Source organism: Thermus caliditerrae, assembly GCF_021462525.1.
In the GTDB taxonomy this organism is placed as follows: Bacteria; Deinococcota; Deinococci; order Deinococcales; family Thermaceae; genus Thermus; species Thermus caliditerrae.
The window spans coordinates 1-24,395 of the sequence record NZ_JAKEDT010000018.1 but is presented as its reverse complement, the minus strand read 5'-3'; the positions used below and the strand labels follow the sequence as shown (position 1 = coordinate 24,395).

Annotated in this window: 16 protein-coding genes and 3 pseudogenes; 12 read left to right on the top strand and 7 right to left on the bottom strand. The window is 68.4% G+C overall.

Annotated elements, in window-relative coordinates; all coding sequences use genetic code 11:
• Positions 1 to 102: 102 nt before the first annotated feature.
• From L1088_RS09585 to L1088_RS09550, 8 genes are all read left to right on the top strand, one after another.
• Entirely contained in the window at positions 103 to 1,275 is a 1,173-nt protein-coding gene (locus L1088_RS09585) for an ABC transporter substrate-binding protein (protein WP_234554788.1), read from the top strand.
• A gap of 3 nt (positions 1,276 to 1,278) precedes the next feature.
• Positions 1,279 to 2,256, top strand: coding sequence for a branched-chain amino acid ABC transporter permease (locus L1088_RS09580; protein ID WP_234554786.1), 978 nt, complete (start codon positions 1,279 to 1,281; stop codon positions 2,254 to 2,256).
• The gene (locus L1088_RS09575; RefSeq protein WP_234554784.1) at positions 2,256 to 4,010 is read left to right on the top strand and encodes a branched-chain amino acid ABC transporter ATP-binding protein/permease; all 1,755 of its coding nucleotides are present in this window, start codon (positions 2,256 to 2,258) and stop codon (positions 4,008 to 4,010) included. Before L1088_RS09580 ends, L1088_RS09575 begins: the two co-directional genes overlap by 1 nt.
• A complete protein-coding gene (locus tag L1088_RS09570) occupies positions 4,007 to 4,738 on the top strand; it encodes an ABC transporter ATP-binding protein (protein WP_234554782.1) in 732 nt (243 codons plus the stop codon). The genes L1088_RS09575 and L1088_RS09570 overlap by 4 nt, the downstream gene beginning before the upstream one ends.
• On the top strand, positions 4,735 to 5,163 hold the full coding sequence (paaI, locus tag L1088_RS09565) for a hydroxyphenylacetyl-CoA thioesterase PaaI (protein WP_267961191.1): 429 nt from the start codon (positions 4,735 to 4,737) through the stop codon (positions 5,161 to 5,163). Before L1088_RS09570 ends, paaI begins: the two co-directional genes overlap by 4 nt.
• Positions 5,163 to 6,497: a phenylacetate--CoA ligase family protein gene (locus tag L1088_RS09560; protein WP_234554780.1), complete on the top strand. Its 1,335-nt coding sequence runs from the start codon at positions 5,163 to 5,165 to the stop codon at positions 6,495 to 6,497. Before paaI ends, L1088_RS09560 begins: the two co-directional genes overlap by 1 nt.
• A 3-nt stretch (positions 6,498 to 6,500) precedes the next feature.
• Entirely contained in the window at positions 6,501 to 6,917 is a 417-nt protein-coding gene (locus tag L1088_RS09555; RefSeq protein WP_234554778.1) for a thioesterase family protein, read from the top strand.
• Positions 6,918 to 6,990: 73 nt separating this feature from the next.
• Entirely contained in the window at positions 6,991 to 7,809 is an 819-nt protein-coding gene (locus L1088_RS09550; RefSeq protein ID WP_234554776.1) for an SDR family NAD(P)-dependent oxidoreductase, read from the top strand.
• A 28-nt stretch (positions 7,810 to 7,837) separates the two neighbouring features.
• On the opposite strand, the gene L1088_RS09545 is transcribed toward L1088_RS09550, so the two are convergent.
• Positions 7,838 to 9,028 (bottom strand): MFS transporter, encoded by a 1,191-nt coding sequence (locus L1088_RS09545; RefSeq protein WP_234554773.1) that lies wholly within the window; start codon positions 9,026 to 9,028, stop codon positions 7,838 to 7,840.
• Positions 9,029 to 9,128: 100 nt separating this feature from the next.
• Here L1088_RS09545 and ppdK point away from each other — a divergent pair, with 100 nt between their 5' ends.
• Together ppdK and L1088_RS09535 are read left to right on the top strand one after the other, a co-directional pair.
• On the top strand, positions 9,129 to 11,729 hold the full coding sequence (gene ppdK / locus L1088_RS09540; RefSeq protein WP_234554771.1) for a pyruvate, phosphate dikinase: 2,601 nt from the start codon (positions 9,129 to 9,131) through the stop codon (positions 11,727 to 11,729).
• A 76-nt stretch (positions 11,730 to 11,805) separates the two neighbouring features.
• Positions 11,806 to 12,117, top strand: a pseudogene (locus tag L1088_RS09535) (TAXI family TRAP transporter solute-binding subunit); the annotation flags it as partial.
• 95 nt (positions 12,118 to 12,212) lie between these two features.
• On the opposite strand, the gene L1088_RS09530 reads toward L1088_RS09535, so the two are convergent.
• The 4 genes and pseudogenes from L1088_RS09530 to L1088_RS12480 form a co-directional block, all read right to left on the bottom strand.
• The gene (locus tag L1088_RS09530; protein ID WP_234554769.1) at positions 12,213 to 12,965 is read right to left on the bottom strand and encodes a LamB/YcsF family protein; all 753 of its coding nucleotides are present in this window, start codon (positions 12,963 to 12,965) and stop codon (positions 12,213 to 12,215) included.
• A 15-nt stretch (positions 12,966 to 12,980) separates the two neighbouring features.
• Positions 12,981 to 13,673, bottom strand: coding sequence for an MBL fold metallo-hydrolase (locus L1088_RS09525; protein ID WP_234554768.1), 693 nt, complete (start codon positions 13,671 to 13,673; stop codon positions 12,981 to 12,983).
• Between the two features lies 1 nt (position 13,674).
• A pseudogene (locus L1088_RS09520) lies at positions 13,675 to 14,820 on the bottom strand (TRAP transporter large permease); the annotation flags it as partial.
• A 162-nt stretch (positions 14,821 to 14,982) separates the two neighbouring features.
• Entirely contained in the window at positions 14,983 to 20,241 is a 5,259-nt protein-coding gene (locus L1088_RS12480) for a DEAD/DEAH box helicase (protein WP_267961190.1), read from the bottom strand.
• Positions 20,242 to 20,321: 80 nt separating this feature from the next.
• Between L1088_RS12480 and L1088_RS09505 the strand changes: the two genes are divergently transcribed.
• Together L1088_RS09505 and L1088_RS09500 are read left to right on the top strand one after the other, a co-directional pair.
• Positions 20,322 to 21,140, top strand: a complete 819-nt coding sequence (locus L1088_RS09505) for a ComF family protein (RefSeq protein WP_234554766.1) — start codon at positions 20,322 to 20,324, stop codon at positions 21,138 to 21,140.
• A gap of 9 nt (positions 21,141 to 21,149) precedes the next feature.
• Positions 21,150 to 21,902: a DNA-processing protein DprA gene (locus L1088_RS09500; protein WP_234554765.1), complete on the top strand. Its 753-nt coding sequence runs from the start codon at positions 21,150 to 21,152 to the stop codon at positions 21,900 to 21,902.
• On the opposite strand, the gene L1088_RS09495 is transcribed toward L1088_RS09500, so the two are convergent.
• Positions 21,874 to 23,820: a hypothetical protein gene (locus L1088_RS09495; protein ID WP_234554764.1), complete on the bottom strand. Its 1,947-nt coding sequence runs from the start codon at positions 23,818 to 23,820 to the stop codon at positions 21,874 to 21,876. The two genes, L1088_RS09500 and L1088_RS09495, sit on opposite strands and share 29 nt — an antisense overlap.
• Positions 23,821 to 23,829: 9 nt before the next feature.
• Positions 23,830 to 24,395 (bottom strand): annotated as a pseudogene (locus tag L1088_RS09490) (Eco57I restriction-modification methylase domain-containing protein); the annotation flags it as partial.

Here is a 24,395-nt window from a genome sequence, read left to right as displayed (position 1 = left end):
CTTGACGGGACAAAAGTCCCTACGTAGACTGGGGGCAAAACCGAACGGTTGTTTGTTAGACCCAATCCGGGCAGACCCGGTGGGAAGGAAGGGAGGAAGAGCATGAAGCGTTGGCTGGCGATGGTACTGGTACTGGCCCTGGCGGCCTCAGCCCAAGAGGCCTTGAAGGTGGGCGTGGTGGTCTCGGCCACGGGGCCTGCAGCTTCCTTGGGCATCCCCGAGCGGAACACCTTCCTCATGCTCCAAGAAATCCTGGACCGCACGGGGGGCGTGGCCGGGCGCAAGGTGCAGTTCGTGATCCTAGACGATGCCTCCGACACCACCCAGGCGGTGCGCAACACCCGGCGCCTGGTGGAGGAGGGGGCGGTGGCCATCGTGGGCACCACCACCACCCCGGCCTCCTTGGGCATGATCCCCGTGGTGGCCGAGGCCAAGGTGCCCATGATTTCCCTGGCGGCCAGTAAGGACATCATCCATCCCGTGGACGCCCAGCGCTTCTGGGTCTTCAAAACCCCGCAGACGGAGGAGCTCATGGCCCGGGCCATCGTGGCGGACATGGTGGCCAGGGGCGTGAAGACGGTGGGCTACATCGGGTTCAACGACGCCTATGGGGAGGGCTGGGCCCGCTTCTTTGAGACGGAGGCCAAGGCCAAGGGTCTGCAGGTGGTGGTGAGCGAGCGCTATGCCCGCACCGATACTTCGGTGACGGGGCAGGCCCTGCGCATCATCGCCCGGAGGCCCGATGCGGTGCTGGTGGGGGCGAGCGGCACGCCCGCGGTTCTTCCCCAGCGCACCCTGAAGGAGCGGGGCTACGCGGGCCTCATCTACCAGACCCACGGGGTGGCCAACCCCGACTTCCTGCGGGTGGGGGGGAAGGACGTGGAGGGTACCCTCCTTCCCGCCGGGCCCATCCTGGTGGCGGAGCAGCTGCCCTCCGCCTACCCCACCAAGCGGGTAGCCCTGGACTACATCCAGCGCTACGAGGCCAAGTACGGCATCGGTAGCTACTCCACCTTCGGTGCCCACGCTTGGGACGCCTGGCTCATCCTCAAGCCCGCCCTGGAGAGGGCGTTGAAGCGGGCTGACCCGGCCAAGGACATGGCCGCCTTCCGTGCCGCTCTTCGGGACGAAATCGAGGCCACCCGCGGCCTGGTGGCCACCCACGGGGTGTTCACCTTTGGCAAGGACGAGCACCTGGGGCTGCGCTTTGAAGACGCGGCGGTGATGGTGCGGGTGGAGGGAGGCCGCTGGAAGTTGGAGCGGACCTTCCGCTAGACCATGGACGCCACCATCCTCGGCTTCCTCCTCCTGGACGGGTTGCAGAACGGGGTCGTGTACGGCCTCCTGGCCCTATCCCTGGTTCTGGTCTTCGCTGTAACCCGGGTGATCTTCGTGCCCATCGGGGAGCTTCTCATGTTTGCGCCCCTTTCCCTGGTCTGGCTCCTTTCGGGGAAGCTTCCCGGCACCCTCTGGCTGGCCCTGGTGCTGGGGGGAGCCTGGGCGCTTTTGGCCCGGGGGCGTGGGGCTGCCTTGCCCCTCTTGGGGGGAATGGGCCTTCTCCTGGTCTTTTTCCTCGCCCTGCGCTTCCCGCCCCTCGCCTACCCGGCGGTGGTCCTCCTGGTGGTCTACCTGGGGGTGGCCAGCTACCGGGTCTTCTTCCAGCCCATGCGGGAAGCCACGGTGCTGGCTTTCCTCATCATGGCCGTGGGGCTGCATGTGGCCTACCAGGGGTTGGGCCTCGTCTTCTTCGGTCCCGAGCAGTTCCGTCCCGAGCCCCTTCTTAGGGGTGACGCGGTGGTGGGGCTTTCCTGGCAAGGGGTCCTGGTCCTCCTCTTCGCTGTGGGCAGCGTGTTGGGGCTCTATCTGTTTTTCCGTCGGTCCCTTTTCGGCAAGGCCCTGCTGGCGGCGGCGGAAAACCGGCTTGGGGCCAGGCTCTCTGGCATCCCGCCCCAGGAAGCGGGGATGGTGGCTTTCGGCATCGCCAGCCTTCTGGCCGCCCTTTCCGGGCTCCTCCTGGCCCCCCTCATCAACGCCGCCTATTTCATGGGCTTCATGCTGGGCTTAAAGGGCTTCGTGGCGGCCATCCTGGGGGGGCTGGCCAGCTACCCGGTGGCCTTCTTGGGGGCGCTGGCAGTAGGCTTTTTTGAGAGTTTCACCAGCTTCTACGCCAGCGCCTATAAGGAGGCCTTGGTCTTTTTGCTCTTGGTGCCCGCGCTCTTCTACCAGAGCTTCAGGGTGCGCGCGGTGGAGGAGTGATGCGCTACCTGTGGTTTTTGCTCCTGCTCCTGCCCTTGGGGCTTGCGCCTTTCCCCTTCTACCTGACCCTCCTCAACTTCTTTGCTCTTTCCGCCATGGTGGCCCTTTCCCTCTACGTGCTCACCGGCCTGGCGGGCATGACCAGCTTCGCCCAGGCGGCTTTTATGGGGATGGGGGCTTATGCCACCGCCCTCCTTGCGGTCAAGGCCGGGCTTTCCCCCTGGGTGGGGCTTTTGGCGGGCCTAGCCCTCTCCCTCCTCCTGGCCTTGGTCCTGGGGGCTCTCACGGTGCGGCTCAAAGGGCACTTCCTGCCCCTTTCCACCATCGCGTGGCAGGTGGCCCTCTACATCCTGGCGGGGAACCTGGTGGGCCTCACCGGGGGGCACACCGGGCTCACCGACCTTCCCCCCTTGGTCCTCTTCGGCCTACCCGTGGACACGGGGTTCCGCTACGCCCTCTTCACCCTCTTCCTCCTGGTGCTTCTGGTCCTCGCCCTTTACAACCTGCGGGAAAGCCGTCTGGGAAGGGCGCTTTTGGCTATGCGGGGGGACGCCCTGGCCGCGGCCAGCTTTGGGGTGGACCCGGCGCGGTTGCGCCTCATGGCCTTCTTGCTCTCGGGGGCCATTGCGGGGCTTGCGGGGTTTTTGTACGCCCACTTCCTGCGCTTCGTGAACCCCACGCCCTTCAGCCTCGAGGCCTCCATCAAGTACCTGGTGATGGCCGTGGCCGGGGGGGTGGGGAGCATCCCCGGGGTGATGCTGGGGGCGGCCTTTTTCACCGGCCTCGAGGACTGGTTAAAGGACCTCCTGCCCCTCCTCTTGGGGCGGCAGGGCAACTACGAGACCATCGGCTATGGCCTTATTCTGGCCCTGATCCTCATCCTGGCCCCCAAGGGCCTCTGGCCCATGGTGGAGCGGTATCTGCCGAGCCGGGACCCAGGGCTACCCAAGGCGGAACCCCTTCCCCTCAAGAGCCCCAAAGGCCCCCGGGGTGAGGTGGTTCTGGGGGTCCAGGGCTTGCAGAAGTCCTTCGGGGGACTGATGGCGGTGGCAGGGGTTTCCTTCGACCTGAGGCGGGGGGAGATCCTGGCCTTGATCGGCCCCAACGGGGCGGGCAAGACCACCCTCTTCAACCTGATCACCGGCACCCTGGTGCCCGATGGAGGGAAGGTCTTCCTCTTCGGGCGGGAGGTCACCGGCCTCCCGCCTCACCGGGTGCACCTTCTGGGCCTGGGCCGCACCTTCCAGCACCCCCACCTCTTCCCGGAGCTCACCGTGCTGGAAAACGCTGCCTTGGGCACCTTCGCCCGGACCCGGGCGGGCTTCCCCCAGGTGCTTTTGGGCCTGCACCGCCGGGAGGAGGAGCGGGCCCTGGCCACCGCCTACGGGGCCCTCAGGCGGGTGGGCCTGGAGTCCTTGGCCCTGGAGCGGGCGGAGCGCCTGGCGGTGGGGCAGCAGCGCCTCCTGGAAATCGCCAGGTTGCTGGCCTCGGGCGCCGAGGTGCTCCTCCTGGACGAGCCGGCGGCGGGGCTTCGCGCCCGGGAGAAGCGGGAGCTTGCCCACCTCCTCCGCTCCCTCGCCCGGGAGGGGTACACCATCCTCATCGTGGACCACGACATGGACCTGATCATGGGCCTGGCGGACCGGGTGGTGGTCATGAACTACGGGCAGAAGATCGCCGAGGGCACGCCCCGGGAGGTGCAGCGGAACCCCTTGGTGCGGGCGGCTTACCTGGGGGAGGAGGAAGCGGCATGAGCCTACTCAGGGTGGAAGGGTTCACCGTGCGCTACGGGGCCCTCGAGGCGGTCCGCGAGGTGAGCTTCGCCCTGGAGGAGGGGGAAGCCCTCACCCTCATCGGCCCCAACGGGGCGGGGAAGACCTCGGTCTTGCGGGGGCTCCTGGGCCTGGCCCAGGCGGAGGGGCGGGTGTATCTGGGCGGGGAGGAGCTCAGGCCCAGGAGCCCCGAGGCCCTCTTGGAGCGGGGCCTGGTTCTGGTGCCCGAGGGCCGGGCCCTCTTCCCCGGGCTTTCCGTGGAGGACAACCTCCTCCTGGGGGGGTTCCACCGCTTCCGCAAGCGGCAACACCTCCGGCCCGACCTGGAGCGGGTCTATGCCCTTTTCCCCCGGCTTTTGGAGCGCAGGCGGCAGCCCGCGGGCACCCTTTCGGGGGGGGAGCAGCAGATGCTGGCCATCGGCCGGGCCCTCATGGCCAGGCCCCGGATCCTGCTTCTGGACGAGCCCTCCTTGGGCCTGGCCCCCCTGATGGTGCGGGAGATCTACCGCATCCTGGGGGAGCTGAAGCGGGAGGGCACCACCCTGCTCCTGGTGGAGCAAAACGCCAAGGTGGCCCTCTCCTTGGCCGACCGGGGGCTGGTCCTGGAGGCGGGGGAGGTGGCCTTGGAGGGCCCGGCGGAGGCCCTGCGCCAGGACCCCAAGGTGGTGGAGGCCTACCTGGGCCTCTCCCGGGAGGTGGAGGAGGGATGAGGCCCGATCCCTTCATGGCGGCTTTGGGCCTCGAGGTCCGGCACCTGGCCCCGGGGGAGGCGGTGGTGGCCGGGGTGGTGGGGGAGAGCCACCTGAACCTCCACGGCACCGCCCACGGGGGCTTCCTCTACGCCTTGGCGGACAGCGCCTTCGCCCTGGCCTCCAACGCCCGGGGCCCGGCGGTGGCCCTCTCCTGCCGCATGGACTACTTCCGTCCCGCGACCGCCGGGGCCTGGGTGGAGGCTAGGGCCAAGGAGGTGAACCTCTCCCGGCGCACCGCCACCTACCGGGTGGAGGTGGTGTCCGAGGGGAAACTGGTGGCCTTATTCACGGGAACGGTGTTTCGCCTGGGAGGGGATGCTTTTCCCGGTGCAGGGGAAGGGGTACCTTCCGGGCAGAACTCTGGATGGGAGGAGGAGGGATGATGTACCAACCGGAATTGGAAACCCTGTCCAGGGAAAGGCTTAGGGGTTTGCAGGAGGAAAGGCTTAGGGCCGTGGTGGCCTATGTGTACGAGAGGGTGCCCTTTTACCGAAGGCTTCTGGACGAAGCGGGGGTGGACCCCAAGGGGGTGCGGACCCTCGAGGACCTGCCCCGGCTCCCCTTCACCCGCAAGGACCACCTCCGGGAGAACTACCCCTTCGGCCTCTTCGCCGTGCCCCGGGAGGAGGTGGCCCGCATCCACGCCAGTAGCGGCACCACCGGCAAGCCCACGGTGGTGGGCTACACCAAGAAGGACCTGCAGGTTTTCGCCGAGGTGGTGGCCCGCTCCCTGGCGGCGGCGGGGGCTAAGCCAGGGATGATGCTCCACAACGCCTACGGCTACGGCCTCTTCACCGGGGGCTTGGGCCTGCACGCCGGGGCCGAGGCCCTGGGGATGACGGTGGTGCCGGTCTCCGGCGGCATGACCGAGCGCCAGCTCATGCTCATCCAGGACTTCCGCCCCGAGGTGATCTCCTGCACCCCTTCCTACGCCCAGACCCTGGCGGAGGAGTTCCGGAAGCGGGGGGTTTCCCCGGAGGAGCTATCCTTGGAATACGCCGTGCTGGGCGCTGAGCCCTGGACCGAGGCCATCCGGAAGCAGGTGGACGAGGGGCTTGGGGTGAGGAGCACCAACATCTACGGCCTCTCGGAGATCATCGGTCCTGGGGTGGCCAACGAGTGCGTGGAGGAGCGCCAGGGAAGCCACATCTGGGAGGACCACTTCCTCCCCGAGGTGGTGGACCCGGACACGGGGGAGCCTCTTCCCGAGGGCAAGGTGGGGGTCTTGGTCTTCACCACCCTCACCAAGGAGGCCATGCCCCTTTTGCGGTACTGGACCGGGGACCTCACCTTCCTCACCTACGAGGCCTGCTCCTGCGGCCGCACCCACGTGCGCATGGGCCCCATCCTGGGCCGCACCGACGACATGCTCATCATCCGCGGGGTGAACGTCTACCCCACGCAGGTGGAGGCGGTCCTCCTGGGCATTCCCGAGGTGGAGCCCTACTACCAGATCGTGGTGCGGCGGGAGGGCACCCTGGACGAGGCCGAGCTCAAGGTGGAGGTTTCCGAGGCCTTCTTCCAGGAGGTCGGCAAGAAGGCCCTTTCCGACGAGGTCATCGAGGCGGACCACCGCCTCCACGCCCTCCGGGAGAAGGTGGCCCACAAGATCAAGGACACCATCGGGGTGAGCATGCGGGTCACCCTCCTGGCCCCGGGGGAGGCCCCCAGGAGCGAGGGGGGCAAGCTCCGCCGGGTTTTGGACCTGAGGAAGTAGACCATGCGCCCTATCCCCATCGGGTTTGAGGCCACGTTCGAAACCGTGGTCACCGAGGCGATGACCGTGGACTTCGAGGAGCTTGGCCCCGTGCACCCGGTCTACGCCACCTACTGGATGGCCAAGCACATGGAGCTGGCCGGGCGCAAGATCATCCTTCCCTTTTTGGAGGAAGGGGAGGAGGGGATCGGGAGCTACGTGGAGGTGCGCCACCTGGCCTCGGCCCTGCCGGGGATGCGGGTGCGGATCGTGGCCCGGCACGAGGGCACAGAGGGAAACCGGGTGCACGCCAGCATGGTGGCCTACAACGAGCTGGGGGATCCGATCGGCCGGGGGCGCACGGAGCAGGTGATCCTGCCCAAGGCCAAGGTGGCGGAGATCTTCGCCCGGCTTAGGGAGCGCTGGAGGGCCGGGGAGTAGGGCCTGCGCGGCGCCACCCCTTGGTGGGGTCCGGGGATGGCGCTTTGGGTGTAGCCTCAAAGGGGAGGCGGCGATGAAGGTCAAGGGCAAGGTCGTGGTGGTTACGGGGGCGGGTAGCGGCCTGGGGCAGGCCTTGGTCTTGGAGCTTCTACGGCGTGGGGCCCGGGTAGCCGCGGTGGACCTCCGGCCTGAGGCCCTCGAGGCCACCCGCACCCAGGCGGGCACCATGGCCCAGGGGCTCAGCCTGCATCCCGTGGACGTGGCTGACCGGTTGCGGGTGGAGGCCCTTCCCGCAGAGGTGGAAGCCTTCCACGGCCAGGTGGATGGCCTCATCAACAACGCCGGCATCATCCAGCCCTTCAAGCGCCTTTGGGAGCTGGATCCGCCTGCCATTGAGCGGGTGATACGGGTCAACTTCTACGGAACCCTGCACATGACCCTGGCCTTTTTGCCTCGCCTCCTCGCCCGGCCCGAAGCCCACCTGGTGAACGTTTCCAGCATGGGAGGCTTTCTCCCGGTGCCCGGGCAGACGGCGTATGGGGCCTCCAAGGCCGCGGTGAAGCTCCTCACCGAGGGCCTTTGGGCGGAGCTTCAGAGTACCCCGGTGAGGGTGACCCTGGCGCTCCCTGGGGCCATGCGCACCGGCATTGCCCAGCACTCCGGGGTGGAGGCCCCCCAGGCTGGGGAAGGGGCTAAGATACCCCTTTTGGAGCCAGATCGTGCGGCCAAAATCCTCCTGGACGCGGTGGAGCGCGATGCCTTCCGCGTCCTCCTGGGCCAGGACGCAAGGACCATGGACCTCTTTTACCGCCTGAGCCCCCTCTGGGCTACNGGGGGGGGGGGCCCCAAAGAGGGCATGAGCACGCCACTTTGGCTTTGGCCGGTGGGGTAACCTTTGCGTGCGGGTACTTAGGAGGCCCTCACTTTTCCTCGGGAGAGGGACCATCCGTTCTGAAAGGAGCCGAAGGGCGCCGCCCTTGGGACCTCATCAGCCAGGCGGAGAGGCCCATGAAGAGGGTGAGGCCCAGGGTGGTGAGGGCGAAGGCCAGGTGGTGGTCGGCCAGCGTCCGGTAAGCGAGGGCCAAGGAGGTGCCCGCCAGGGTGCTCCCTACCGCCTGTCCTAAGGCGCGGGCCACGGAAAGGGCTCCTGAGGCCAGGCCCTCGAGGCCCCCCGGGGCCAGGGCGAGCACCTGGGCGTTGTTGGCCGCTTGGAAAAGGGCCCGCCCGACCCCGAGGAGGAGGAGCCCCAGGGCGGAGCCCCAAAGGGGATGCCAGAGGGGCAAAAGGGCGAAACCCACGCCAGCGGCTACCAAGAGGTAGGCCCCGAGAAGGGCCATGCGGTTGTACCCCAGGCGGTCCGCGGCGCGCCCTGCCCAGGCGCCCAGGAGGAGGAGCTGGACGGGACCGAGGAGGAGGAGCCCTCCAATGGCCCTGGGCGAGAGCCCCTCTGCTCCCAGGTGAAAGGCCAGGGCCACGGTGGTGCCCAGGGTGTGGAGGAAGTAGAGGGAGGTGGCCAACAGCGCCCGGGGAAAGCCGGGAGTTTGGAGAAGGTGGACCAGGGTACCCCTTTGGCGGGGTAGCGGGGGCAGGTTGCGGGAAAGGAGCAGGGCCAGAAGAGCGGCGGGCAAGGGGAGGAGGAAGACGTAGGGGAGGCCCCAGGTGGCGGCCATTCCTCCCAAAGCTGGTCCGAGAAGGGTGCCGGTGGCCACGGTGCTGGCCACCAGGCCCATGGCGTAGCCCCGGGCCTGGGGGAAGGCGCTGGTCGCCAGGCCCGGCACCAGCCCCACCACCATGGCCGTGGCCACCCCCTGAAGGAAGCGCAGGCCAAGGATGAGGTCCAGGCGGGGCGCCAGGGCGAGGGCAAAGGCCAAAGCCCCGTGCAGCACCAAACCCAGCCGGAACAGGCGCTGGGCTCCTATGCGGCTCGCCAACCCGGCCACGGGCAGGTACGCCAAGGCCGCGCCCAGAAGGCCCAGGGACACCGCTCCCTGGGCCGCTTCTGGCCCCACGTGGTGGACGCGGGCCAGGAGGGGGAGGGCAGGGGCCAGGCTGCTTTCGCTCACCGTGCCCAAAAGCACGCCGGAAAGGAGGGCCAGCAGGCGGGGGTCCACGGGGACAGCCTACCCCGCGGGCGGTGTAGGGAGAAAAGCGGTGTAGCCTTCGGAAGACTACACCTTTCCATGCTTCCATGCTCTGGGAAAAACTCAGAGGGTGAACACGCGTGTGTACCTTCTCTCGGAGGCCCGGGGGCTTTCCCGGGACCTTTTGGGCGGTAAAGGGTACGGGCTTGCGGAGATGGCCCAAGCCGGGCTCCCTGTTCCCCCGGCCCTCATCATCACCACGGAAGCCTGCCGCCGCTTCCTCAGGGAGGGGGCGGTGCCGGGGCTGTGGGAGGAGGTCAGGGCCAAGCTTTCGGCCCTCGAGGGCCTAACGGGCAAGCGCTTCGGCCACGGGGAGGGGGTTACCCCTCCCCTGCTCGTTTCCGTGCGCAGCGGGGCCCCGGTGTCCATGCCCGGCATGATGGACACCATCTTGAACTTGGGCCTGAACCTCGAGGGGGTCCAGGTCCTCGCCCGGGCCACGGGCAACCCCCGCTTTGCCTGGGACGCCTTCCGCCGCCTCCTCGCCATGTACGGGGAGGTGGTCTTGGGGGAGAAGGCGGAGGTCTTTGAGGCGAAGCTTTCCGCCCTTAAGGAGCGCCGGGGCGTGGCCTCCGATGCCGAGCTTTCCCCCGAGGACTTGGAAGAACTCAGCTTCCAGTACCTGCGCCACCTCGAGGCCCGGGACACCCCCTTTCCCATGGATCCCTGGGACCAGCTCCAAGGGGCCATCCTGGCGGTGTTCCGCAGCTGGCAAAACCCCAGGGCCAGGACCTACCGCCGCATTTACGGCATCCCCGAGGACCTGGGGACGGCGGTGGTGGTCCAGGCCATGGTCTTCGGCAACCTGGGGGAGGACTCCGGCACCGGGGTGGGCTTTACCCGCAACCCGGCCATGGGGGAAAAGGGGCTTTACGGGGAGTACCTGAGGAACGCCCAAGGGGAGGACGTGGTGGCGGGTATCCGCACCCCGGAACCCCTGGAGCGCCTCAAGGAGTATGCTCCAGAGCTTTACCGCGAGCTCGAGGGGGTGGCCCTCCTCCTGGAGCGCCACTTCCGGGACATGCAGGACTTTGAGTTCACCGTGGAGCGGGGGAAGCTTTACCTTCTGCAAACCCGCGCGGGGAAGCGCACCGCGCAGGCGGCGGTGAAAATCGCGGTGGAGATGGCCAAGGAGGGTGTCATCACCAAGGAGGAGGCCGTGGCCCGGGTGGAGGCCAACGCCCTTCCCGGCCTCCTCCGGCCCGCGGTGGACCGGGACCGGGCCCCTGAGCCCATCCTTAAGGGGCTTCCCGCCAGCCCGGGGGCCGCCGTGGGCCATGCGGTCTTCAGCAACGAGGCCGCGGAGCGCTTCCATGCCCAAGGCTTGCCCACCATCCTGGTGCGCCCCGAGACCACCCCCGAGGACATCACCGGCATGTACCTCTCCCGGGGCATTCTCACCGCCCGAGGGGGCCTGACCTCCCACGCGGCCGTGGTGGCCCGGGGCCTGGGGGTGCCCGCGGTGGTGGGGGCCGAGGCCCTTAGGGTGTACCCCGAGGAGGGGAGGGCCCAGGTGGGGGGCTTGGAGTTCAAGGAGGGGGAGGTCCTCACCATCGACGGCAGCACCGGGGAGGTGTACCTGGGGGCGGTGGCCTTGGTGGAGTCCGCAGGCGAGGCCCTTTTGCAGGAGCTCCTGGCTTGGGCCGAGCCGCACCGACACCTTGGGGTCAGGGCCAACGCCGACACCCCCGAGGACGCCCAGAGGGCCCGGGCCTTCGGCGCGGAGGGCATCGGGCTTTGCCGCACCGAGCACATGTTCTTCCACGAGGAGCGCATCCCCTGGGTGCGCCGCCTGATCCTGGCCCGCACGCCCGAGGAGGAGGCGGAGGCCTTGGAGAGGCTCTTCGCCTTCCAGAAGACGGACTTCAAAGAGATCCTCAAGGCCATGGACGGCCTGCCCGTCACCGTGCGCCTTTTGGACCCGCCCCTGCACGAGTTCCTGCCCCCCTTGCCGGACCTCGAGGGGAAGGCCCGCGCCGGGGACGAGGAGGCCCAAGCCCTTTTGGGAAGGGCCAAAGCCCTCCACGAGCAGAACCCCATGCTGGGCTTCCGCGGCGTGCGGCTCCTCCTCCTGCGCCCGGCCATTTTCCGCATGCAGCTAAGGGCGCTTCTGGAGGCGGCCAAGGAGCTTAAGGAGGAGGGTTTTGACCCCCGCCCCGAGGTGATGGTGCCCCTGGTGGCCGACCCCAAGGAGGTGGAACGGGCCAAGGCCCTGGCCGAGGAACTCTTCCAGGAGTACGGCCCCATCCCCTTCGGCACCATGATCGAAACCCCGCGGGCAGCGCTTCTGGCCACGGAGATCGCCCCCCTGGTGGACTTCTTCAGCTTCGGCACCAACGACCTCACCCAGATGGCCTTTGGCCTGTCCCGGGACGACGCCGGGAAGTTCCTCCCCCGCTACGTGGAGGAGGGTCTTTTCCCCTTTGACCCCACGGAGCGTCTGGACGAAAAGGGGGTGGGGAGGCTGCTTCGGCTGGCGGTGGAGGAGGGCAGGCGGGCCAACCCCAGGCTGAAGCTTGGCCTTTGCGGGGAGCACGGAGGGGAGGCCAGGAGCGTGCAGTTCGTGGCCGACCTCCTGGACTACACCTCGGCAAGCCCCTTCCGGGTGCTTACCGCCCGCTTGGCTGCGGCCCAGGCGGGGATGCGGGCCTCGAGGACGGTTCCGGGCTAGGGCCCAGAGCTCCAGGGAAAGGGTTGCGCCGCGACCTGCCAGCGTGTAGCCTCTAGGCGTACTCCGGAGGTGAACCATGCGTTGGCTGGTCGTGGTCGTTGGACTGGGGATGGCCCTGGCGCAAAAGCACCAGGTGCTCATCGGTACCGGCGGCGTAGGCGGCGTCTACTTCTATTACGGCACCGCGGTGGCGGAGATCCTCAACAAAGCGGGGGTAGTCCAGGCCCAGGCCATGCAGTCCGGGGGCTCCATCGAGAACCTCATGCTCCTGCGGGACCGCACGGACCCGGCAAGGGGGGTGTACTACTGCGGCACCGTGCTTCCGGACGCGGCCCTCATGGCCTACCAGGGGGAACCGAGCTTGTATGCCGCCGTGGCCCCGGCCCGGGACACCACCTTGGAAAATGCGGTGCGCTCCCGCGGGGGCAAGGTGCCCTACCACGAGGGGGCGGTCCGTTACTTCCGGGAGCGGGGGGTGTGGCGCTAAAAGGCCCGGATCTCCACCCCGGCTTCCTCCAGGGCCTTCCTTACCGCCTGGGCCACCTCGGGCCCCCGGGGGTTGTCCCCGTGGATGCAAAGCGTCTCTGCCCGGACCTCCACTTCCCCTCCGTCCAGGGCCTCCACCCGGCCTTCCAGGACCATCCTCAGGGCCCTGCGGGCGGCCTCTTGGGGATCGGTGATCCAGCTTCCTGGCAGGGAGCGGGGGGCGAGCTGGCCGCTTCGCAGGTAGGCCCTTTCGGGGAAGGCCTCGAGGACCACCCTCAGGCCCGCCCGTTTGGCCTCCTCCTCGTACACCGTGCCGGGGAGGACCACCAGGGGCACCTCGGGGTCAAAGGCCTTCACCGCCTCGGCGATGGCCCGCGCCGTTTCCCGGTCGCGGCAGGCCTTGAGGTAAAGGGCCCCGTGGGGCTTCACGTGGTGGAGCCTTAGGCCCTCCGCCTTGAGGAAGGCGTGAAGGGCTCCGATCTGGTAAAGCACGTCCGCGTACATCTCGTCAGGGGCAAGGGCCATCTCCCGGCGGCCAAAGCCCACCAGGTCGGGAAAGCCCGGGTGGGCCCCCACCGCCACCCCGTGGGCCTTGGCCAGGGCCACCGCCTCCCGCATCCGGCTTGGGCTTCCCCCGTGGAAGCCAGAGGCCAGGTTCACCGAGGTCACCAGAGGGAAGATCTCCCCATCATGGCCGTAGGTAAAGACCCCATAGGACTCCCCGGCATCGGCGTTGAGGTCTATTCGCATGGAGCACCTCCTGGTTCACAGGATAAACCTTGCCTCCTGCTCCCCGTAGAACAGGCGGAGTTCGGCCATGCCCTCGGGAACAAAGCGGTTTCCGATGCGCACCAGGGGCACGTCGTGGCCCGGGAAGATGCGGGGATGCTTTAGGACCCGCAGGCGGCTCCTCAGGGCTTCCTCGGGGTCCACGCAAGGGAGGGCTGGTGGCCCCTCGAGGTCGAAGCGGCTTTTGACCGCATCGCTTACCAGGGCACCGGCACCCTGGACCTCGAGGCCCAAAAGCCCTGGCGTGTGCCCTGGAAGGTGGAGGAGCCGTAGGCCCGGGAGAAGCTCCCCCTCCTCCCGCACCGCCCTGAGCCGCAGGCGTTCCAGAAGGGGTAGGAGGACGTAGAGGCAAGCGGGGTCACGGCGGGGGTTTTGCGCCACTCTTTCCGCGTGGTCCAACTCCCGTTCATGGACCACCACCTCCGCCTGGGGGAAAAGGTCCACGTTGGCCGCGTGGTCGAAGTGCAGGTGGCTCAAGACCACCACCTCCACGGCCTCGAGGGGGACGCCCAAGGCGGAAAGGCGTTGCCCTAGCCCCTCCCGTTCGCCAAAGCCCAGCGTGTCGTAGAGGATCGTTTTGGAAGCCAGGACGAGGTAGGCACTGGAAAGCCCCAGGTAGCCCCGGTGGCTTTGCCCGGGGAACCCGCTCCAGACGGGAAGGATGCGCACCTTATCCCCCCGTCATGGTCCGGGGAAGCCAGGTGGCCAGCTCCGGGAAGGCCAGGAGGAGGACCACCATAAAGAGGAGCACCCCCATGAAGGGCAGGGCGTAGCGGGCGATCTGGAAGAGGTCCTCCCCGGTGAGGGACTGGATGACGAAGAGGTTGAAGCCCACGGGCGGCGTGATCTGGGCCAGCTCCACCATGATCACCAGGTAGACCCCGAACCACAAGGGGTCCACCCCGATGGCCTTCACCACCGGCAGGATGACGCTGATGGTGAGGACCACGATGGAGATGCCATCCAAAAACCAGCCCAGCACGATGTAGACCAGGCTCAAGAAGACGATGAGGAGCACCGGGGTGATCCCCGCCTCCACGGCCCAAGCGGCCAGGGACCGGGGGATGCCGGTGAAGCCCATGGCCAGGGTGAGCACCCCCGCCCCCGCCAGGATGAGGCCGATCATGCTGGTGGCGCGCACCGCCCCTAGAAGGCTTTCCTGGAACATGGGGAAGGAAAGCTCCCGGTTCAAAGCGGCGAGGAGCAAAGCCCCTGCCACCCCGATGGCCGCGGCCTCCGTGGGGGTGGCCACCCCCAGGTAGATGGAGCCCAGGACCAAAAGGATGAGAAAGAGGACGGGGAGGACGCCGAAAAGCCCCTTCAGGATTTCCCCCAAGGGCCGCTTGGGTTCCTGGGGGAGTTCCCTTCGCCGCGCCAGGGCCAGAAGGCCCAGGAGGAGCATGAACAGGAGGGTGAGGACCACTCCCGGCACCACGCCCGCCATGAAGAGCCGGGCCACCGAAACCTCGGCCATGACCCCGTAGACGATCATGACCACGCTGGGGGGGATGAGGAAGCCCAGGGTACCCGCCCCCGCCAAGGAGCCCAGGGCCAGGGGCTTGGGGTAGCCCCGCCTTAGGAGCTCGGGCAGGGTGAAGCGGCCCACGGTGGCGGTGGTGGCGGCGGAGGAGCCGATGACCGCGGCGAAGAGGGCGCTGGCCACCACGTTCACGTGGAGAAGCCCCCCGGGAAGCCGGGCGAGGAGGGGGCTAAGCCCCTGGAAAAGCCCCTGGGCGAGCCGGGAGCGGTAGAGGACCTCCCCCATCCATATGAAGAGGGGCAAGGCCGCCAGGCTCCAGCCCGAGGTGCTGGTCCAACAGACTTGACCGCTGTACCGCCTAGAGCCCTAGGAACCGCGGGGCAGCCATGGGCTTGAAGGAGAAAGCCCCCAAGGCTGTCTTCTTTCGTCTTTAACCCCGGAACCGCCCTCGTTCGTGGGCGCTTGGCGGGCGCTCCAGGTCTTCCGACCGCCTGGAGCTTATCCCCGGGCGCGCTCCAGGAGGGCGGCCAGCTCGGCAAAGCCCCGCCCCCAGTCCTCTCCCTCCCGGAAGACCACGAAGGGCACCCCCTGGAGGGCCAAGGCCTCCCGCAGGCGCCGGTCCAGCTGGGCCCGCTCTGGATCCTGGTGGCTGGGCCCGTCCACGTACACCCCCACCCCCACCCGATAGAAGAAGTCAAAGCGGGTGAAGGTGTCGCCTGCGGGGAAGGGGTGCTGGGCCTCCTCGGGCAAGGGAAAGCCCCGCCTCTTGGCCTCCCGAAGCCAGCGGCGCTCCAGCTCGCTCTCGCAGGCCTTTAGGAGCCGCTCCAGGTGCTCCCCGTCTTCCTCCGGGATGAACTGGGCCTCCTGGAGCGAGCGGAAAAAGGGTAGGACCAGGTTCCGGTCCAGAAGCGCGTGGTCGGGCTGGTTGGCGTAGTCCATGAGGCATTCGTAGCAGGCCCGTTCGCACCCTTCTTCCCCCTCGTGCATGAGGCGCAGGGCGGTTTGGGCCAGGCGGTGGAGGGGGTGGGGCACCTCCTGCCCGGGCCACGCCGCCAGCGCCGCCAGGGCCCCTAGGCCCCCCTCTTGCCCCTCCACCAGGACCACCCGGAAGGGAGCCTCGGGCCGGGGCAGAGGCTGGAGGAAGCCAAAAAGCTCGTCGTCTGCCAGCTCTAAGGTCACGAGGGCCGCTTTGCGGAAGGCGGCCAGAAGGCTTTTGTAAAAGGGCACGGTGTGGCTGCGGTCCATCCCGGGGGGCAAGGGCACCTCCAGGGCCAAGGTGTCGGCCTCAGCCTCCGCCTGGAAGACCAGGTTGCCCATCAGGTCCTCCGGGGTGGCGCCTGCGGGGCAGCGGCCTCGCTTTCCCTCCCGGCTGGGGTGTTCCTCCAGCTCCTTCTCGCTGAGGAGGAAGCGGCGGCACCGCTCGCAGACCACAAAGCCCCCGCTCAGGGGCTTGTCGCCTTCCTCGCCCATCCAGGCCCTGAGCCCCTTGTTCAGAGCCACCACCTGGGCGTTGTGCTCGTAAAGGAGGACCACCTCCCCAGAACGGAAGCGCCGGGGGGAGGCCTTGCGGTAGTCCCAGGCCACCTCGTAGCCCAGGCGGGCCCGTTCTTCCTCGTCGCTGGCGATGCGCCGCCGGGGCACTCCCAGGGTCACGGGAAGGGGGGAGAGGAGGACGGCGGGGGGGATGGAGGAGAGGTCCTTGCCGCAGGCCCGGCAGGTGTTCCCCAGGGTTTCCACGTGGCCGCAGGTGCACCGCTTGCCCCGCTCCAAGGAGGCCCGCTTGGGCAGGAAGGCGGCCCGTTCCAGGGTGTAGCGTCGGCCCCGGTAGTAGACGGCGTTGCCCGGGGCCAGCTCCGTGAGGGCGATGAAGGGAGGGCGCTCCAGGCGGCGCACCTCCCGACCCGGCTCCAAAAGCTCGGCCCAGGAGAGGGCCCGGGCGAAGGCGTAGTTGGGCAGAAAGCCTCGTCCCGCCAGGTAGTCCCGCAGGTCCAGGTCCACCAGGTGAGCCCGCTGGGTCTCAGCCCGGCTTACTTCCTCCTGCATCTCCTTCAGTAGGGGGTGTTTGGGCCCCATGCCCCGCAGGCGGGCGGTGTACTCCGCATAGCGCCCTTGGGCGTCCTGAAACTCCTGGCGCCAGGGGCCAAGTTCCTGGTCCAGGTCTCCCACGAAGCCGTCCACCACCTGGGCCACCAGTTCCCCGGTGAACCAGGGAAAGCGGCCCATCTCCTCGGCGAAGGCTTGGCGCACCGCCTCGAGGATCCCCTCCCGGGTCCCGTGCAGGCGCTCCGCCAGGTCCTGGCGGAAGGCGGCTTTGAGGGGCAGTCCCCCGGCCAGGTCCTCCACGTCCACCGCATCCTTTAGGGTGCGGGGCAGGGAAAAGCCGCCTTGGGCCAGCACCTCCAGCACCAGGGCCCGCACGTGGGCTTTGAGGAGGCGGGGGTTGTCCAGGAGGAAGCGGGGGGCCTCGATGGTGCCCCGGACCATCTTCTCCGGGTAGCGGTAGAAGTAGGCGTCGTGCCCCGAGGCCCCGGCGAAGGCCTGCACCAGGGCAGGCTGGCCTTTCCGCCCCGCCCGCCCGGAGCGCTGGGCGTAGCTGGCGGGGGAGGGGGGGATGTTGCGCAGGAAGACGCTGGACAGCGCTCCGATGTCAATGCCCATCTCCAGGGTGGGGGTGGCCACCAGGACGACCAGGGGATCCTGGGGATCGCGGAAGCGCTCCTCCAGCCTGCGCCGTTCCTCCCCCGCCACCTGGCCGGAGTGGGCCCGGGCCTCCAGGGGCGTAGAGAAGCTCCGCCGCCCGTAGAGCTCCTGGTAGAAGAGGTGGACTTCCCGCTCCTCCAGGGACTGCGCCGGGTACTCGGGGGAGAGGCGCAGGGCCTCGAGGTCCCCGGTGTAGGTGCTGCGGGGGCAGTAGAGGAAGCGGCCTCCCGTGGCTTCCACCTGGACGGCGTTCGGGCTGAGCACCAGCCCGTGCACCTGGCCCCGGCCCCAGGCGGGCAGGCTGTGGGCCTTGAGGAGGCCCAGCTCTGGCTCCTTTAGGGCGCTCACCAGGCGCTTCAAGAGGGCCCGGGCCTCCTCCCAGGAAAGGCACAGGGCGGCCATGGCCCAAGCCTCAAAAAGGCTGGGGCGCCGCTCGCCGTAGAGGCGGAAGGTGTGCCCGTAGCGGGGCGCTGACCCCTGGGGGTACTCCAGAACCAGGGCCGCCCCCACGGGCTCCACGAAGACCTCCTGCGGGTACAAGAAGAGCTTTTCCTCCACCTCCAGGCGGAACCGCCAGGGGTCCAGCAAGGGGTGGTAGAAGGCCCCCCGGCGGCGCATGAGGTCCAGGAAGCCCACCAGAAAGTCCCGCCGCACCTCCTGGGGAAGCTTCCCTGCCTTACCCCAGACCTCCTCCCTTTCCAGCAGGTGGTCCAGGTGGCGGTAGCGGTAGCGCACCAGCCCGGCGGCCTCCAGGTTCTTCAGGTTGGGCTGGGTGTTGCGGGTGGCCTCGAGGACCGCCGCCAGGGAAAGGAGCTGGCGGAAGGCCTGGCCCTCGGGGGCGTAGAGGTCAAAGAGGGGGGTCGTCTCGGGGCGGGGGTCGCTTTGCCGCCACACCTCGTAGACCCGATCTCCCAGCACCCCCAGGTACACGGGCCCCCCTTGGAGCACTTCCAAGACCGTCTGCCGGAAGAGCACCTTGCGGAAGAGGTCTTGAAAGTGGGCCGCCTGGAACTCGGCATCCTGGCGGTTGTCGGTGAAGACGATGACCTTGCGCTCCTCAGGCGGCAGGCTGGACAGGGTGGCCAGGAGGAGCACGTCTGTGGCGGTGGAGCGTCCCACCAGGCCGAAGGCGGAAAGCTTGCGGATCTCGCTGCCCCGCCGGGAGTGGGCCACCTGGCAGGTGGGGCAGAACTGGAAGGGGTAGGGGAGAACGGCCACCGCTACCCCTTCGGGGCTCTCCTGGCCGGTGTAGGGGTCCAGGGAGAGGTTCACCGGGAGAAGGGGTTCCTTGTCGCGCCGGACCCGCCCCTCCCCGTCCAGCCAGTCCTCGGGGGGCGGCTCCTCTTTGGGGTTCCAAGGGGCGGGGCGCAGGTAGCGCACCCCCTCGGAAAAGGGCTGGAGGAGGGAGGGCCCAGGGAGGTAGCGCCCCCCCTCGAGGCGGGCCACCAGGTACTCCTGCCCGCAGTTGCGGCAGAGGACCACGGGGTAGGCGGGCTTGTCGTTGAGGAAGCGCTCTCCCCGCAGGGAAAGGGCGGAGAGGTCTAGGGTGGCGGTGAGCTCCGGGGCCTGGGCGTAGAAGGCGTGGATGCGGGGCACGAGCCGCCCCGTGGCCGCCCCCACCCGCAGGGCCAGCTCCAGGTGGCTGCGGGCCAGCTCTTGGCTCAGGCCCGCCTGTTGGGCCAGCCCCTGGGCCAGCTCCGAGAGGGTCCGGGGATCGGCCAAGGCCTCCTCCAGGAAGGCTAGGGCCCGGACCACCGCCTCCTCCTGCCCCTCCACCTGCTCCCGCAAAGGGGCGGGCAGAAGCCCCCAGTCCAGGGGGGGTGGGGCCTCGTGCCTCTCCCCGATGACCCGCTCCACAGGCACCCCGAAGAGCTGGGAGGCAAAGCGCCGGATGGCTTCTTCCCCCCGGTCCACGGTGGCGGAGGTGCCGATGACCTGGAGGGTCTGGGTGGTGCCCGTGTGCTGCTTGAGCCGCCGGATGAGGAGGGCCACGTCGGCCCCCCGCAGGCCCGCGTAGGTGTGTACCTCGTCCAGGACCAGGTAGCGCAGGACGCCCCGGTGCTCCGGGGGGAAGAGGAGGCGGTCCTCCCCCCGGGTGAGGAGGAGCTCCAGCTGGACGTAGTTGGTCATGAGGATGTCCGGGGGGTTCTGGCGGATCTCTTCGCGGCTCAGGACCTCGGCGTCGCTCACGGGGCGCTCCTGGGCCAGGCGCTCCCGGAGGGCCTGGCCCTCCTTGCGGCTCACAGGGGTGTCCCCGTTGTAGAGGGCGATGCGCAACCCCGAGCCGTGGAGGCGGAGGGCGAAGTCCCGGTACTGGGAGTTGGCCAGGGCGTTCATGGGGTAGACGATGAGGGCCTTGATCCCGGGGCGGCGCTCCCGCAGGGCGTAGGCCAGGATGGGCAGGCCAAAGGCCAGGCTCTTGCCCGAGCCGGTGCCCGTGGCCACCACGAAGCTCTCTCCCCTCGAGGCCGCCTCCAGGGCCTCGTACTGGTGCCAGTAGGGGCGGATGGGCTCTGGGTCTTGGAGGTCCTCGGGGTTTTTCCGCAGGAGGGGGCGGGCTTCTGGGGGAAGCAGGCCCTGCTGGATCAGCTGGTCCACGCTGGGGCCCAGGAGGTAGCGCCGTTGGCGGGCCAGGAAGGGCTCGCGCCAGAGAAGGCTTTCCTCCTCCACTCCCCGGCGGATGGCCTCGTAGACCCTGGGGTTTCGGGGAAGCACGAAGCTCTCGGCGTAGCCGCGGAAGGCGCTTTGCACCTGCTCCAGCTGGCGGAAGGGGTCCCGCGGGGGAGGATGGGCTGCCTCCTGCACCCCCGGCAAGCCCAGCCAGCCCAGGGCCAGGCCCTTCAGGCCTGGGGGCATGGTGGCCAACCCCAGGCGCTGGGCCAGCGCTTCGGGCGAAAGGCCCAAGGCGGTAAGCGGGGCCAGGAGGGGCTGCACCCGGCCCCACTCGGGCTCCGGCACCTCGGACCAGTCCAGGTCTTCCCCCGAGATCACCTGGGGAAGCACCTGGCCGAACCAGCGCTGGGGCTCGAGGTCCTCCGGAGAAAGCTTCCAGGGCATGAACCCAGTCTACCGCCGAGGCCCTGTGGCGGTGTGCAAAGCGCACGCGAATGGGAAAAGGCCCTACCTAGACTGTAGGCATGAGCGTTAGCTGGCCGATAGGCACCGTTTTTCTTACCCCCACCGAGGACCATGTGCGGGTGCTCATGCCGGAGGACCTGGCTACCGCCGATGGCCGGGCCTTGAGCCGCTGGCCCTTGGTCCCCATCCGCGCCAACCTTGACGTGAAGGGGGTGTACGTCCGGGGGCTTACCCCAGAGCCCTTAGGACCTAACGGGGCGAGGAGCTTGTTGCGGTTAGGCAGTTCCCTGCCCCCAGTGGCCTGCAATCCGGACAAGGTACCGCGCGGGGGGCTTGAGGTGCGGGTACTGGACCTGCACACCTTGCCCAACCGCGACTTGCCGGAAAGGTACGTGCGCACCCCCGTGGGGGAACTTCTGTACCGGCTGAAGTACGGTCTGAAAGACCTGCCCGAGGCCCAGGCGCGGTGGCAAGCAGCTTTCCTGGCTGACCGTTTGGCGGCTACCCTGGCTCATGTCCTTCGGGAAGAACCCCTCCCTGTCCAGGCCGTGGTGCCTGCTCCTTACAGCCTGGAGCGCCCATGGCAACCCCTGCTCTTGGTGGCCGAGGCCCTGGGGCGGCTCCTTCGGGTGCCCGTGGTGCCGGCTTTGCATAAAGCGGATGGGGTTTCGGTGAAGAACTTGCCCTATGAGGAAAGGCATCGGGTTCTGGCCCGTGCCGTGCGAGGGGAGAGTCGAGGGGTGCCCGAAAAGGTGTTGCTTCTGGACGATCTTCTGGAAAGTGGGGCTACCCTCGAGGTGTCCGCTGAGGTTCTACGACAGCTTGGGGCACGGGAGGTGTGGCCCTTCGCCCTCACCGTGGACCGTCGGGCCTTGTAGCATGGAGGCATGGAGCTACGCCTGCAGCGGGTGAATCCAGAGGAAGAAGCCTACCCGCGCCGCCTGCGGGAGCTGGGGTCGAAGGGAAGGCCGCCGCCCCTTTATATCCTGGGGCAGGAAAGCCTCCTCAACCCAAAGCAGGCCCTGGCGGTCATAGGCTCCCGCAACGCTGACCCCCAAGCTCTTCAGTTAGCCTGGGAGGCAGGCTACTACTTCGCTGATAACGGCTACGCGGTGGTTTCCGGGTTGGCCCGGGGCGTGGACCTCGAAGCCACCCTGGGCGCTTTGGAAGTGGGCCAGGCGGTGGCTGTGGTGCCTTACGGCCTAGAGAGCCTCGAGGCCCGCCGCGCTCTAAAGCGCTTCGGCCCCTACCTGGAAGGCAAACTCGTCTTGGTTAGCGAGTTGGAGCCCCAAGTCCCTTGGCAGGCTCGCTTTGCCATGATGCGCAACCGTTTGGTGGTGAGCCTAGCCGATGCCGTCTTGGTGGCGCAAACGGGCTTGAAGGAAACGGAGCGGGACGGTCGCAAGGTAAAAAGCGGCACTTGGGATGCGGTGGAAAAGGCCCGGCAGCTGGGTCGCCCCGTGTTTGTCCTGGATCTTCCCTTAGAGGGCAACCAGGCCCTCATCCAGGCGGGGCTGGCCGAGCCCCTTCCCCCAGGGCGCGAAGGCTTTTACCGCTTGGAGGATAGGCTCTTTTCAGGGAAAGAAAGGGAGAAAAAGCCGCAGGCGGAGGTCATTCAGCCCCCTCTTTTTCTGGATTGAGAGCAATCCCATCCTTCCGCAGGCCCCAGGACCAAGGGGTCTTCTCCACCACGCTCAAGGGGAGCTTACCGGGGCGGTACAGCCCCCCGGCGGGCTTGGTGAGCCAGTAGACCTGGGCCAGGGCCTCCTCCAAGGAGAGGTCTCCTTGCACCACCTCCACCCGCAGGGCTCGAGGCCACCCGGGGTTGCCCGGATGGGTGTGCAGGTAAGCCGCCTCGGGCAGGAAGGGGAAGTAACTTCCCAAGGGAAGCGCCTTTTGGGAGAAGCGCAGGCGGCTTTCCTGAAGCCACACCACCGGCTTCCCCGTCCAGCCCAGGACCTCCTCCAAGCCTTTCTCTCCCCCGAGGTAGTGGACCAGGGTGTCCGGAGGCAGGTGCTCCTCCTCCGGCAGGCCCTGGCCCTGCCCCAGGGTCTGCCCGCCAGGGTCCACAAGCCGCCAGGCAAAGCCTTCCCGTCCCTGGTGCAGGCCCAGGACGTGCCGGGTGAACCCCTCCAGCCGGAAGGGCAGAGCCCCCGCCCGGACTGCCAGGTCGTAGGCGAAGCTCTTGGCTTTGGGCTTTTCGGTGAGGGTGCTGGGGTTCACCACCTGCGTCCAGGCCCAGGGCTTCAGGAGCCCTCTGATCCACTTCACCTCGGCTTCCCCTAGGTCCTCTGGGGCAAGGATCACCGCCAGGTCCGCCTTCTTGGGCTCCCCTTCCCCCACCTTCCCGCTTCGGGTGTAGCGCACAGGGGGCAGGACCAGCTCCAGGTCCAGGCCCCAGCGGGCCCAGGTTTCCCGAAGGCTCGGAACGCCCGCCAGCGCCTCCACCACATGGGGGGCCTTGGAGCGGAGCCTTTCCTGCTCCACAAAGTGGTAGAGGAGGAGTTCCCGTGCGGAAAGCCTCCGGGTTTCTCGGGTGAAGGTGGACCCGCCTTGGCGGCGTTCCTCGCGGCCCCGCTCCCTGACCCGCAGGTGCTCGGAGGTCTGGCCCGAGGGGCGTTGGCGGACTTCCAGCGTCTCCCCATCGGGGAAGGCCAGGAGGACCTGTACCCGCTTGGGCTCCAGGAACCCCAGGGCTTCCACCTCCTTGGCCTCGGTGGCGGTGCCCCGGGCCATGCGGAGGCCGCCTTGGGCCACCACCGGAAGAGGGGAGGGCAGGGCCAGGGGGGTGGGGTCCAGGAAGTCGGCGAAGGCCGCTACCGCCTCCAGCAGGCGATCAAAGCGGAACTGGTTGGCGGCAAAGGCATCCAGGGAGAGGCGCCGGGTGCCCGTGCCCTGGGCGGCCTGGGCCTCGAGGGCCGCCTGAACCGAGGGGGGAAGGAGGAGCCAAGCGGTGGCAGGGGCGTGGTCCAGGGGGAAGGTCCTGCGGGCCTTGGGGTCCAGGGCCCGCAGGTTGTGCGGGGAGGCAAGGGCTTGGAAATAGGCCACCAAACCCTCGGGCAAGGCGCCCCAGCCCTCTTGGCTGCGCACCCTGTGCTCCAGGTCCACCAGGGCAAAAAAGCCCCCTTCTAAGCGCACGACTTCCAGGCGGTAGGCCGGGTGGGTTACCAGGGCGAAGGAACGGCCCGCCCAAGGGCCCTGGGCCACCTGGCCCTCCGCCACGCGGTAGGCCTCGAGGTCCAGCCAACCGCTTTCCACCCGTACAAACCCCTTGGTCCTGAGCTTCTGGCTCAGGTGGCTGTTCAGGGCCAAGACGCGTTCCCGCAAATCCTTCACCGGCTCCTCGGCCACGAAGGGGGCATGCACCTCGGGCGCTTCTAGCCCGTACACCCAAACCTCGGTGTCCTTTTGGAGGGCGTACCATCCGGTGGCGCGCAAAAAGGCGAGGGCCTTTTCAGGATTGCTGGGGCGGAAGCGGAAAACCCTGGCCGCTTCCGGGTTCACCTTGAGGGGAAAAAGGTTGACCTGCAGGGGCTCTTCTTGGAACGGTGTGCTCACGGCCTTATGTTAAGCCTTGCTCCCAAAAAGCCTGGCCCACGCCTCGAGGACCAACCTCCTGGTGCGGTACTCCCCAAAGCGCTTCTCCTCCTTCTCCCTCAGCACCCGGAAGGTTTCGCCGGGGAAGGTGCTGACCTCCCTGCGGCGGCGGTAGGCCTGGGGGTCCAGGGGGTCTTCCACCTCTTCCCAGTCCGAGAGGATGTCGGCAAGCTCCTTGGGGGTTAGGTCTTCGGGGTCCAGGATGTAGCGGAGTTGCTTGCGGTTCAGGCCGTAGAGGCGGGCGTAGTAGGCGTCCAGCTCCGCCCGCAAGAGGGCCCGGCGCTCCTCGTCCCAGCGGAAGGGGGGGAAGGGGTAGGGGCCTTCCGCCCAGGGGGGAGGCGCATCGGGATGGCCCCCGTTGTCCCGGTGCTGGGCCAGGAGGGCCCCCCGCAGGGCCTCGTCCGCCTCCTGCCACACGTCCTGGGCCAGGGGGGCCAGATCCCAGGCGGTGTAGGTGAGCTCCAGGATGCCAGACTTGACCGCTATACTGCATAGAGCCCCAGGAACCGCAGGGCGGCCATGGGGTTGAAGGAGAA